This window comes from Pseudomonas sp. H11T01, from assembly GCF_048515765.1.
Lineage (GTDB): Bacteria > Pseudomonadota > Gammaproteobacteria > Pseudomonadales > Pseudomonadaceae > Aquipseudomonas.
This window is the reverse complement of the sequence record NZ_JBLYED010000020.1, coordinates 81,349-93,672: the sequence shown is the minus strand read 5'-3', so window position 1 is coordinate 93,672 and position 12,324 is coordinate 81,349. Positions and strand designations below refer to the sequence as shown.

Sequence of the window (12,324 nt, the reverse complement as noted above, 5' to 3'; positions counted from 1 at the left end):
TCTTACAAGGCGCAGAAGCAATTCAAGCAACGCATCTGTTGGCTTACCCGCCGATCCTGCGGTCGTAGCTTGCAACAGGTCGCAGATAATCTACGACCCTATCTCTTGGGCTGGAAAGCTTACTTCACGTTGTCGCAAACACCGGCAGTCTGGCGCAAGCTGGACGAATGGATACGACATCGATTGAGAGCGATCCAGCTCAGGCAGTGGAAGCGTGGCCCTACGATCTATCGAGAGCTTCGGGCGCTGGGAGCGAGCGCACAGGTAGCGCAGAGAGTGGCTAGTAACTCTCACCGTTGGTAGCGCATAGCGGTTGGAACGGGCTGTCGATCAGGCCGTGGCTGTAGCAGGTCACATGCCCGCCGACCTCTTCCACGACCGAGCGAATGAAGGTCGCTTCGGCGTCGGATTTGAGCCAGCGCTGGGCGCCGCCCCAATCGATGAGTTGACGGCCGGGCAGGGCCAGCCTCGGAGTGTTGTTCGGCAAGGATAGGCGCCAAAGAGGTTGATCCTCATCGAAGAAACTCAATTTATGCTCGTTCAGGTCTTGCCAGTACGAAGAGTCCAGCAACTCGCCGCCCAAACGGTCATGGGCCGCCGCCACCGAGCCTTCGCCACCCTCGAGCCGCAGGTGCAGGCGCTGGCCATCGTGACACGCGGCCCTGATCGGCAGCGGTTGCTGCCCCCATTCCGCCAGGCGTAGCAAGGCACGATCGCTGTCCATCTCCAGGCTGATACTTAAGGCTTGCCGCGGTTTTGGCAGGACCTTGAGGGACACTTCGGTCACCACGCCAAGCGAGCCGTAACTGCCGGCCATCAAGCGCGACAGATCGTAGCCGGCGACGTTCTTCATGACCTCGCCTCCGAAGCGCAAATGCTTGCCCTGTCCGGTGATGACCCGTGTCCCGAGGACGAAGTCCCTGACGGATCCCGACCAAGGGCGTCGCGGTCCCGACAGTCCGCTGGCGATCATGCCGCCGACCGTGGCGCCGTCGCCGAAGGAGGGCGGTTCGCAGGGCAACATCTGCTGCGCTGCATCCAACACTTCAGCCAGTTCTGCCAACGGGGTGCCGCAGCGGGCGGTGATCACCAGTTCCGTCGGATCGTAGCTGACGATGCCCCGGTGGGAGCGGGTGTCGAGCACTTCACCCGCTACGATGCGCCCAAGAAACGCCTTGCTGTTGGCGCCTTGAATGCGCAACGGCGTGGCGTTTTGCAGCGCCTGGTTGACCTGCTCCAGCAGCGAGCCACTGTCGTCGAAATCGTGTTCGCTGCGCATCAGTAACGCTCCAGTTCAGGGAAGGGCATCTGACCCAAATGTACGTGCATGGCGCCAAACTCGGCGCAGCGGTGCAGCGTCGGAATGTTCTTGCCGGGGTTGAGCAGGCCGCTCGGATCGAACGCGGCTTTGACGGCATGGAACACGGTCAGCTCATCGCTGTTGAACTGCGCGCACATCTGATTGATTTTCTCGCGGCCCACACCGTGTTCACCGGTAATGCTGCCGCCGACTTTCACGCACAATTCGAGGATCTTGCCGCCCAGGGCTTCGGCGCGATCGAGTTCACCCGGTTGATTGGCATCGAACAGAATCAGCGGATGCATGTTGCCGTCGCCGGCGTGGAAAACATTGGCCACCCGCAGGTCGTACTCGGCCGATAACGCCGCGATAGCGTGCAGCACACCGGATGAGTCGAGTGCCTGCGAACCCAATGTCAGGTGTTCGCCGTCGACGGTCAGGATGTCGACCTTGAGCAGGTTGTGCACGGTCAGACCGTACTTCAGGCAGTGCACGCCACCGGCGTTTTCCGCCACATTGCCGCCGATGGAACAGGCGATCTGGGAAGAGGGGTCCGGCGCGTAGTACAAGCCAAACGGCGCGGCGGCCTGGGATATCGCCAGATTACGAACCCCCGGCTGGACCCGTGCGGTACGGGCGGCGGGGTCGATATGCAGAATGTTGTTGAAGCGCGCCATCACCAGCAACACGCCTTTTTCCAACGGCAACGCACCGCCGGAAAGCCCGGTACCGGCACCGCGTGCGACCACCGGCACCTGGCGTTCATGGCAGAGTCTGAGCAGGCCTTGTACCTGCTCGATGTTTCGCGGCAGCGCCACCAGCATCGGCGTGGTGCGGTAGGCGGACAGGCCGTCGCACTCATAAGGCTTGAGTTCTTCCTCGCGGTGCAGGATATCCAGATCGGGCAATCGTTCTTGCAGGGCCTGGAGCAGGGCGCTCTTATCAACGTCAGGCAGAGCGCCGTCGACGCGTTCATCGTAGAGAATATTCATAGTCGGTGGACGACGCTCAGTTGTTTTTATTAGAGGTCTGTTTCCGGATGCGGCGGACTTGCATCATTGGCCTGAGGCGTTTTACTGTCTATGCGTTGTTTGGCTGGTCGAACCAGTTTTTTACTCGTTGTTTTTTTGTTTGTTAAAAAAAGAATATTAAAAACAGCGGTTTATTGTTGTATTTGAACAGGTGTGATTCTGGCGATGAGGCTGGTCATACCAGTTGGAGATTCGATGGGCAGCGCAGAAACGGGCCGTAACCCACAAGTCGCCGACGTGGTCTCTGAGCGCATCGAGCGCCTGATCGTCGACGGGGTGCTCAAGACCGGGCAGCTGTTGCCTTCGGAAAGGCGTCTGACCGAAAAGCTCGGCGTATCCCGCACCGCACTTCGCGAAGGTCTGAAGCTGTTGCGCGCTCGCGGGATTATCAACACGGAGCAAGGCAAGGGCTCGTTCGTGGCCGACCTGTCGGGGCATGGTGCAGCGTCGTCGCTGATGCACCTGTTCAGCTCACAGCCGCGCACGCTCTACGATCTGTTCGAAGTCCGCAGCCTGCTCGAGGGCGAATCCGCACGCCTGGCGGCCTTGCGCGGCACCGACGCTGATTTCGTCCTCATCACCCGCAGCTATGAGGCATTGCTCGATGCCCATAGCCGTTCGCTGGATGCGTCCGCCCATGCCCGACTCGATCACGCGTTTCATCTCGCGATCTGCGAGGCCTCGCACAATCCGGTGCTGGTGCAGACCTTGCGTTCGTTGACGGATTTGCTGCTCAACTCGGTCTTTGCCTCGGTCAACAACCTCTACCACCGCGAACCGCAAAAGCGCCAGATCGACCGTCAACACGCTCGACTCTACAACGCCGTGACCGGCCGCATGCCGGAACAGGCGCGCAAGGCGGCCATCGCGCACATCCAGAGCATCTGTGAAAACCTCAAGGAAATTGAAAACGAGGAGCAGCGTTTGGTACGAGCGACGCTGCGACTTGAGGGGTGGGCGTAATGCAGCACCTGGATCATTTCTCCTTGCACCTGTTCATTCTGGTCTGTGAGGAAGGCACCATCGCACGGGCCAGCGAGCGGGCATTCATCGCACCGTCGGCGGTCAGTAAACGGATTTCCGATATCGAGTTGCGCTTCGGTACGCCGCTGCTCAAGCGCAGCAAGCGCGGGGTTGAGCCGACGCCAGCGGGGCAGGCCTTGCTGCGCCATGCCCGGTCGCTGACCCGAGCGATGGAACGGCTCGACAGTGAACTCAGCGAGTACGCCGAAGGGGCACGCGGGCATGTCCGGGTATTGGCGAACGTGTCGTCGATCATGGAGTTTCTGCCGGAGGAACTGTCGGATTTCATGTTGGACAACCCCAGAATTCAGGCCGACATCGAAGAGCGTTTCAGCCCCGATGTGGTCCGCGGCGTAGCCGAGGGGAATGCCGATCTGGGCATTTGCCGGCGGTCGATGGCCGTGGGCGATCTCGAGTTTTTGCCGTATCGCCAGGACCACCTGGCCGTGGTGGTCAGCGCGAGTCATCCCTTGGCCGACCACACCAGTATTGCCTTCGAAGACACGCTGGCCTTTGATCATCTGGGCCTGTCCGCCTTCGCCACACTCAATACCTTCATGCGCGAAGACGCGGAAAAACACGGCAAGGAGCTGCGCTTCCGATCCTATGTGTCGTCATTCGATGCCGCGTTCCGCCTGGTTCAGTTCGGTCTGGGACTGGCGGTGTTCCCGCTGGAAGCGGTGGCGCGATACGCGCAACTGTTCGACCTGCGCATCATTCCCTTGACCGACGATTGGGCCTTGGGTGAGTTTGTGATTTGCGTGCGTGATCGTGATGCACTGTCGCTTTCAGCACGCCGGCTGTTGGATCACCTGCTGCTACGTGCACCACCACGACAATTCGTCATCTGACCACGGCGTCTATCCATCGTGGTTGACGATGGATCAGGCCGTAAATCACGTCTTTTCGGCCTGTGAGTGTCCCTCTAGTCTGAGTCTGTGCTTCAGCCTGTGAGAGAACTTCATGACAACAATAACGATCAACGAAGTCGGCATGCGCGATGGTTTGCAGAGCCTTCAAACTATCATGCCTACCGCCGCCAAATGCCTATGGATCGATGCCGCCTATGCGGCTGGCGTACGCCATATGGAAGTCGCGTCCTTCGTGCCCGCCAAACTGCTGCCGCAAATGGCCGATGCCAAAGAAGTCGTGGCCCACGCCTTGAGTTACCCGGATCTGGTCGTCACGGTCCTGGCGCCGAACCTGCGTGGTTGCCGCAATGCACTTGAATCTGGCGCCCACCGCATCATTGCGCCTGTTTCCGTCAGCGCGGCCCATAGCCTGGCCAATGTGCGTCGCACGCCGTTGGAAATGGTCGAGGAACTGGCGCGGATGTGCCAACTGCGGACCGAAATGGGTTTGCACAACGTTCAAGTAATCGCCGGGATGTCCGTTGCGTTCGGCTGCACCCGCCAGGGCGATGTGCCGTTGAGCGACCTGTGCGAATTGACCGGCCACGTGCTGGAAGCCGGTTGCGATCTGGTTTCCCTCGGCGACACCACCGGCTACGCCAATCCCGGCAAGGTGGCGACCACCTTGCAAGCGATTCGAGCCATTGCCGGTGACAAGCTCAGGGCCGCGCATTTTCATGACACCCGCGGTCTGGCGCTGGCCAACAGCCTGGTGGCCGTGCAGCAAGGCATCACCGAACTGGATGCGTCCCTGGCCGGGCTGGGTGGTTGCCCGTTCGCACCGGGTGCGTCCGGCAACACCGTGACCGAAGACCTGGTGTTCATGCTGCAAAGCATGGGCTACGACACCGGAATCGATCTGGCTGCACTGATCGAATCGCGGGACGTACTGCGCGCCGCCTTGCCTGACGAAGCCCTTTACGGCTGCATTGCCCGCGCCGGACTGCCACTCAATTACACGTCAGCCGCCAGTCGCACTTGAGCCGGTCCGATCGAGGGAAACGCTAATGTCCAGACTTCCATTGGACGGCATTCGTGTCGTCGAAATCTCTCACATGGTGATGGGGCCGACCTGCGGGATGATCCTGGGTGACCTCGGTGCCGAGGTGATCAAGATCGAGCCGACCCGCGGCGACGGTACACGCCGTCTGCTGGGTGCCGGTGCCGGGTTTTTTCGCACCTTCAACCGCAACAAACAGTGCATCGCCATTGACGTCAACACCCCTCAAGGGCGAGACGCAGTGCTGGAGCTCATCGACACCGCTGACGTGTTTATCGAGAACTTCAAACCCGGCCGCATGCAGGAGCTGGGCTTCGATTACGCAGCGATTCGTGAGCGCAACCCGCGCCTCATCTATGCCTCGCACAAAGGTTTTCTCAACGGCCCGTATGACAATCGTCTGGCCCTGGATGAAGTAGTGCAGATGATGGCGGGCCTGGCCTACATGACCGGCCCTGTCGGCAGGCCGTTGCGTGCCGGCAGTTCCGTGAATGACATCATGGGCGGCATGTTCGGTGCCATCGGCGTGCTTGCCGCGCTCAATGACCGCAACGTCACCGGCGTCGGCCGTGAGGTGCAGAGCGCGCTCTACGAAAACTGCGTCTTGCTCGCCGCCCAGCACATGCAGCAGTACGCCGTGACCGGCCAGGCCGCCGCGCCGATGCCGAACCGCATCAGCGCCTGGGCGATCTATGATGTGTTCGAGTTCGCCGGGGGCGAGCAGATGTTCGTGGCCGCCACCGGCGAAGGTCAGTGGAACGCCTTGTGTCACCTGCTGGGTCAGACCGCGTTGCTCGACGACCAGACCCTCGCCACCAACAACGAACGCGTGCTCCAGCGCCCACGGCTGCTGGCTCACCTGGCTGAAGTCTTCGCGACTATGGATGCTCAGGCGCTGGCTATACAGCTCGAAGCCCACAGCATTCCATTCGCGCCGATTCGTCGCCCGGAGGAGTTGTTCGAAGATCCTCACCTGCTGCAAAGCGGTGGGCTGGCGAATCTGGAACTCGAAGACGGATCGTTCACCGCCATGCCATTGCTGCCGTTGTCCCTGGATGGCGAGCGTCTGCAACCCCGTCGATCGATTCCACGCATCGGCGAGCATACCCGCAAGGTCATGCGCGAACTGGGCTACAGCGACGAACACATTGCCGAACTGTGTGCCGCCGGTGTTCTGAAAACTGATGCTCAGGCCTGAGGAGGAGCTGCCATGGCTATCTATCAATACGACACGCTTATCCCCGCCATCCACGCCGAAACCTTCGTCGCGGAGGATGCCACCGTCATCGGCAATGTCACGCTGGAGCAGGGCGTCAGTGTCTGGCCCCAGGCTGTTCTGCGCGGAGACAACGAACCGATCCGAATCGGTCAGCACAGCAACGTGCAGGAAGGTGCGGTGTTGCACGCCGACCCCGGATTTGCGTTGACGGTGGGCGAGGGCGTCACCATCGGCCACCAGGCCATGTTGCATGGCTGCACCATCGGCGATGGCGCGCTGATCGGGATTCAGGCGGTTGTCCTCAATGGTGCGGTCATCGGCAAGAACTGCCTGGTCGGCGCTGGCGCGATTGTCACCGAAGGCAAGGTGTTCCCGGACAACTCGCTGATTCTGGGTGCGCCTGCCAAGGTCGTGCGAGAGCTGACGCCTGAAGCCATCGTCGATATGCGGCGTAACGCCCGGGACTATGTCGCCAAGGGTCAGATTTACAGGGACAAATTGATTCGAATCAGCTAAACCCGTTGAGCAAGGTCCTGAAGGACGTTGCCTCTCTCCAATAACTACAACAATGGAGAAACATCATGGTTGCCATGACTGGCGAAATCGCGCTTGCGCGCAGCGAAGAAACGATCAACGAACTGCTGCTCTATCGGCGCGTGGCCTGGCGCATTATGCCGCTGGCCATTATCTGCTTTCTGTTTTCCTATTTTGACCGGATCAACATCAGCTTCGCCAAGACTCAGATGCAGCATGAGTTGGGCTTGTCCGACGCGGCGTATGGTCTGGCCGCGAGCATGTTCTTCATTGGCTACGTCCTGTTCGAAGTGCCCAGCAGCCTGGGCCTCAAACGCTACGGGGCGCCGGCCTGGATCTGCCGGATCATGGTCTCCTGGGGCCTGGCCACGGCGGCGATGATGTTCGCCTACACCCAATACACCCTCTACTTCTTGCGCTTTCTGATCGGCGTCATGGAGGCCGGCTTCGGCCCGGCGATCCTGTTCTATCTGGCGTGCTGGTTTCCCAAAAAGCACTTGGCGAAGATGAACGGCCTCTGGTTCCTGGCAGTGCCTCTGGCGGGTGCGGTCGGAGGGCCGGCTGCGGGAATCCTGTTGGGCACGATGGATGGCGTGTTCGGCCTTGCTGGCTGGCACTGGCTGTTCCTGATGTCGGGGCTGCCGTGTGTGGTGCTGGGTGCGTTGGTGTTGTGGAAACTCGATCGTGATATCGAGTCGGCCAAGTGGCTGACAAGGGGAGAGAAAGATCTGCTCGCCGCCAATCTGGAACATGACAAAGCCAACCAAAAGCCGGTGCTTGGGTCGCTGTGGCGAGTGTTACTGACGCGGGAAGTAGCGATCATGGCGTTCATCTACTTCGTGATCAAGACGGCTTCCTATGGCCTTAATTTCTGGATGCCGCACCTGATCAAATCCTCTGGTGTTCAAAGCCTGTTGTGGGTCGGGATGCTTTCGTCTCTGCCGTATATCGTTGCGTGTATCGGCATGATCTTGCTCACTCGTCGCTCCGACCGTACCGGCGAGCGCAAAACCTATCTTGTCCTGTGCCTTATGGCGGCAGCCGTCGGATACCTGTTGGCCTGCCTGTTCTCTGATTCGTCCTGGGCGATGATGGCGGCACTGGTCCTCGCCACTGCGGGCACCTTCATCGCCATCCCGATCTTTTGGACGATTCCGCAATCGACCTTTTCAGGGCTGGCAATTGCCACGGGGACTGCAGCGATCAACTCCATTGGCCAGCTCAGCGGCATGATTGCGCCCGTCATGGTGGGCAAGATCAACGATGTTTCCGGCACCACCTATATGGGCATGCTATCCATCGCACCATTGATTGTGATCGCCTGCTTCGTCGTTATGCGCTACGTCAAGAATCCCAAGTCCTGACGGAATTTCGAATCGACCTTCACTCCTGATAACAACAATAAGACAGGCACAAACATGACTTCATTTACCACCCAACGGGCATCGTTGATGCTCGCGACGCTTTGCTGCGCCTTTCATTCGGCGGCTCAGGCAGGTTTTTTAGACGAAGGAAAAGGCAGTCTGGAGCTGCGTAACTTCTATTTTGATCGTGATTTTCACGGTGACTCAGCCACACAGTCCCGGCGCGACGAGTGGGCACAAGGCTTCATGTTGAAGTTGCAATCCGGTTTTACACCGGGCCCGGTGGGCTTTGGTCTGGATGCCGTTGGCATGTTGGGGATCAAGCTCGACTCCAGTCCGGATCGCTCCGGTACCGGGTTGTTGCCTCGTGGTACGGATAAACGTGCGGTCGATGACTATTCAAAGGCCGTCGGCACGTTCAAAGCCAAACTCTCGGAGACAGAGCTCCGTGTGGGAGGTCTCAGCCCTCAGCTGCCGTTGCTGGCCTCCAACTACAGTCGGCTGTTCCCGCAATGGTTCAACGGTGCCCAATTGGTGAGCAAGGATCTGGAGAACTTCACCTTTACCGCTCTGGAAGTGGATTCAACCAAGCTACGTGACTCCACCGATTTCGAAGACCTGACGGCCATGGCGCAACAGGGTGCTTACTCCGCAACGGTCACCAGTGATCGGTTGTACTACGCGGGGGTTGATTATCAACCGCTGAAGAACTTGACGTTGAGCCTGCACACTAGCCAGTTGCAAGACCTGTTTCGGCGCGATTTCGCGGGGTTCAAGTACAAAGTTGGAATGGGGCCGGGAGACGTGTTCACCGAGTGGCGATATTTTTCCGCCCGTGAAGAAGGACGTGAGTTATTGGGTAAAGTCGATAACAGAACGTTAAGCACCAACTTCGGTTATTCGATCAAGGGACATTCGTTCAGTGGCGGCTACCAGAAAGCCCGCGGCGATACGGCTTACGCCTATGTGGGCGGCACCGACACCTACCTGTTCAGCGAACAGCAGGTCAGCACGTTTGCGTTGGCCAATGAACGCGCCTGGATGATGCGCTATGACTACGATTTCGCTGCGCTTGGATTTCCCGGGCTGACCTTCAACGTGCGTTATGTGAAGGGTGATCAGGTTGATCCGGCGCGTATCAGCAGCGTCAAGGCCAGGACCTTGCGGGCTTCGGGTGGGGAGGGTGAGGAATGGGAACGGACGACCGACCTCAGCTACGTCATCCAGTCCGGTGCTTTCAAGAATATTTCGCTGCGCTGGCGTAACGCAACGATGCGCTCGAACTTCGTGGATGCAGCGGACGAAAACCGGGTCATTGTTGGCTACACCCTCGCTTTCTAGTCGGACACCCGGATTGCGTTTTGCGCAGTTCAATTGGGCTTTGTTTCACCACACTTTCCAGTTTGCAGGAGCTTGACCATGGCTGACCTCTATGAAAACCCAATGGGCCTGATGGGCTTCGAGTTCATCGAGTTTGCGTCACCCACACCAGGCGCCCTCGAACCCGTGTTCCAGATCATGGGTTTCACAAAAGTGGCCAACCACCGTTCCAAGAATGTGTCGTTGTACCGCCAGGGGGCGATCAACATCATCCTCAACAATGAACCCCACAGCGAAGCGTCGTACTTCGCGGCTGAGCACGGTCCTTCGGTTTGCGGCATGGCGTTTCGGGCCAAGGATTCGCAAAAAGCCTACAGTCGTGCCTTGGAGCTGGGTGCGCAACCCGTTGAAATCGCCACCGGGCCGATGGAGCTGCGCCTACCGGCGATCAAGGGCATCGGTGGCGCGCCGCTGTACCTCATCGATCGTTTTGGCGAAGGCACGTCGATCTACGACATCGACTTCGTGTTCATCGAAGGTGTGGATCGTAACCCTGTCGGAGCGGGCCTGAAGTTCATCGATCATCTAACCCATAACGTCTATCGCGGACGCATGGCCTATTGGGCTAACTTCTACGAGAAGCTGTTCAACTTTCGCGAGATCCGTTACTTCGATATCAAGGGCGAATACACCGGCCTGACTTCCAAGGCCATGACTGCGCCGGATGGCATGATCCGCATCCCGTTGAACGAAGAATCATCCAAAGGCGCCGGGCAGATCGAAGAGTTCCTGATGCAGTTCAACGGTGAAGGCATCCAGCATGTGGCGTTCTTCAGCGACGACCTGATCAAGACCTGGGATGCGTTGAAGGCCTTGGGTATGCGCTTCATGACCGCGCCACCGGAAACCTACTATGAAATGCTCGAAGGTCGTTTGCCGAACCACGGCGAACCACAGGACGAACTTAAGGCGCGTGGGATTCTGCTGGATGGAACTTCGGACGACGGTGGCAGGCGCCTGTTGCTGCAGATCTTCTCGGAAACCCTGATGGGGCCGGTGTTCTTCGAATTCATCCAGCGTAAAGGCGACGATGGTTTCGGCGAGGGCAACTTCAAGGCGTTGTTCGAGTCGATCGAGCGCGATCAGGTGCGACGTGGAGTATTGATGGCGGACTAACGCATCAATCATCTATGCCTTCATGTTCGAGACCAGTAGTGTGTTGCATCCTTCGCGCCATGCGCTGCAATGCCTTCAGCTGCAACCGGACTACGACGCGTGTTGGTCCGGGATGGCCAAAATGTTCTCCTTTCGGGGTCAACGCCTTGCTCTGTGGAATTACGCCATTGCGCTCCTGCTGGAGCTGGTTAACCTAGCGACGCAACGTGGACTCGACAACCCCGAGCGAGCGGTAGGCTTCGATGTGGTTATAGCCTTGATCGAGCACGAGGCCTGCGGCCTCGCGTTTTAATTCAGCGGAAAAGGAATGACGTTGCTTGGTCATCAGACACCTCGATCTGGCGAGCATTCTCGCCTAAATGGGGGGCCGGTTTCATTAGACCACTACATTGATGATGTTGAAGAGGCCAGGTTGGAGGCAATGCTCCAGGAAGGGTCCAGCCGCGTCTTGCGGCTTTGTTGAAAAGCCCCTTCGGTCCCATGACCTACTCATTGCGACGATGTCCTGCAGATAATCCCTCTCGAACCAGACAAACCAGCGGCCGAAGTCTCGTGATGCAGCCCACAGTTTTTGCGTGCTGCCCCAACAGTGATGACGTCTGCCTGGCCCTTCTTGAGGATGGATATGACTATTCGCATCTGGCATCAAAGCTTCACTGTGTTGAGCGATCTGGGCCCTTATGACGAGGCGCTACGCGCGCATTTTCGCAAGGTTGCACGCGCCGACACCGAAATTCATCTGCATGGCATGCGGCCGGGAACCTATCGCAGCAATTATCCTGGCGACGACATCAAGCACGCTGCGTTGCAGTATCTGCATAGCCTTCAATTTGTGGTCGCCGGGCTGAATGCCGAGGCGCAGGGTTTTGATGCCTATGCCCTCAGCACGCTTCCCGAGCCGGCCCTGCGCGACATTCGCAGTTTGTTGCAGATCCCGGTGGTGGGTTATGGCGAGTCGGCAATGCTCACTGCCTGCATGCTGGGCCGCCGTTTTGGCGTGCTGGTATTCATTGATGAGCTGGTCGAGTTGGTCACTGAGAACGCAGCCCGTCACGGCCTGGCTCAGCGTTTGGCTGGCGTTCGGCATGTCGGCTTTCGCTTCGCGGATGTGCTGGCTGCTTTCAGCGATCCGACGGCACTGATTGAACGCTTCCGTATATCGGCCCGGCGCCTGATCGAAGATGGTGCTGAGGTGATCATCCCTGGCGAGGCACCGCTCAATGTCCTGCTTGCCACCCATGGGGTGAGTGAGGTGGATGGCATTCCGGTACTTGATTCTCTTGGCGCCTGGGTCAAACAGGCGGAGGCAATGGTCGATTTGCGCCGCGCCAACGGCATGCAAGCCTGTAATCGTGGCTACTTCTCGGCACGTCCTGAGCGGAAAAGGGTTGAAGAGATTTTCGCTTTTTACGGCCTCGATCGCTTTCTGGAACAAGGAATTTAAGC

Annotated in this window: 10 protein-coding genes and 4 pseudogenes; 11 read left to right on the top strand and 3 right to left on the bottom strand. The window is 58.9% G+C overall.

Going from position 1 to position 12,324, the window contains the following annotated elements; genetic code table 11:
* Positions 1–300 (top strand): annotated as a pseudogene (locus ACN1C3_RS24155) (group II intron maturase-specific domain-containing protein); the annotation flags it as partial.
* A gap of 1 nt (position 301) precedes the next feature.
* Here the strand turns inward: ACN1C3_RS24155 and glcE are convergent.
* Both glcE and ACN1C3_RS24145 read right to left on the bottom strand, forming a co-directional pair.
* A pseudogene (gene glcE, locus ACN1C3_RS24150) lies at positions 302–1,279 on the bottom strand (glycolate oxidase subunit GlcE); the annotation flags it as partial.
* Complete coding sequence (locus ACN1C3_RS24145; RefSeq protein WP_419118257.1) at positions 1,279–2,292, bottom strand: FAD-binding protein; 1,014 nt, start codon at positions 2,290–2,292, stop codon at positions 1,279–1,281. The pseudogene glcE and the gene ACN1C3_RS24145, both read right to left, overlap by 1 nt.
* Positions 2,293–2,526: 234 nt before the next feature.
* On the opposite strand from ACN1C3_RS24145, the gene glcC reads away from it, so the two are divergent.
* The 9 genes and pseudogenes from glcC to ACN1C3_RS24100 form a co-directional block, all read left to right on the top strand.
* Entirely contained in the window at positions 2,527–3,294 is a 768-nt protein-coding gene (gene glcC / locus ACN1C3_RS24140; RefSeq protein WP_419118256.1) for a transcriptional regulator GlcC, read from the top strand.
* On the top strand, positions 3,294–4,205 hold the full coding sequence (locus ACN1C3_RS24135) for a LysR family transcriptional regulator (RefSeq protein WP_419118255.1): 912 nt from the start codon (positions 3,294–3,296) through the stop codon (positions 4,203–4,205). Before glcC ends, ACN1C3_RS24135 begins: the two co-directional genes overlap by 1 nt.
* Positions 4,206–4,317: 112 nt before the next feature.
* Positions 4,318–5,247 carry a hydroxymethylglutaryl-CoA lyase gene (locus ACN1C3_RS24130; protein ID WP_419118254.1) on the top strand — a complete coding sequence of 310 codons (930 nt, stop codon included), beginning with the start codon at positions 4,318–4,320 and terminating at the stop codon, positions 5,245–5,247.
* A gap of 25 nt (positions 5,248–5,272) precedes the next feature.
* Complete coding sequence (locus ACN1C3_RS24125) at positions 5,273–6,463, top strand: CaiB/BaiF CoA transferase family protein (RefSeq protein WP_419118253.1); 1,191 nt, start codon at positions 5,273–5,275, stop codon at positions 6,461–6,463.
* A gap of 12 nt (positions 6,464–6,475) precedes the next feature.
* A complete protein-coding gene (locus ACN1C3_RS24120) occupies positions 6,476–7,000 on the top strand; it encodes a gamma carbonic anhydrase family protein (protein ID WP_419118252.1) in 525 nt (174 codons plus the stop codon).
* 65 nt (positions 7,001–7,065) lie between these two features.
* Positions 7,066–8,382 carry an MFS transporter gene (locus ACN1C3_RS24115; RefSeq protein WP_419118251.1) on the top strand — a complete coding sequence of 439 codons (1,317 nt, stop codon included), beginning with the start codon at positions 7,066–7,068 and terminating at the stop codon, positions 8,380–8,382.
* A gap of 54 nt (positions 8,383–8,436) precedes the next feature.
* Positions 8,437–9,723, top strand: coding sequence for an OprD family porin (locus ACN1C3_RS24110; protein WP_419118250.1), 1,287 nt, complete (start codon positions 8,437–8,439; stop codon positions 9,721–9,723).
* Positions 9,724–9,801: 78 nt separating this feature from the next.
* The gene (gene hppD, locus ACN1C3_RS24105; RefSeq protein ID WP_419118249.1) at positions 9,802–10,878 is read left to right on the top strand and encodes a 4-hydroxyphenylpyruvate dioxygenase; all 1,077 of its coding nucleotides are present in this window, start codon (positions 9,802–9,804) and stop codon (positions 10,876–10,878) included.
* Positions 10,879–10,894: 16 nt separating this feature from the next.
* Positions 10,895–11,008, top strand: a pseudogene (locus tag ACN1C3_RS24100) (homogentisate 1,2-dioxygenase domain-containing protein); the annotation flags it as partial.
* Here ACN1C3_RS24100 and ACN1C3_RS24095 read toward each other — a convergent pair.
* Positions 11,009–11,203: pseudogene (locus ACN1C3_RS24095) on the bottom strand (transposase); the annotation flags it as partial.
* Between the two features lie 300 nt (positions 11,204–11,503).
* Here ACN1C3_RS24095 and ACN1C3_RS24090 point away from each other — a divergent pair.
* Positions 11,504–12,322 carry an aspartate/glutamate racemase family protein gene (locus tag ACN1C3_RS24090; RefSeq protein WP_419118248.1) on the top strand — a complete coding sequence of 273 codons (819 nt, stop codon included), beginning with the start codon at positions 11,504–11,506 and terminating at the stop codon, positions 12,320–12,322.
* Positions 12,323–12,324 lie beyond the last annotated feature (2 nt).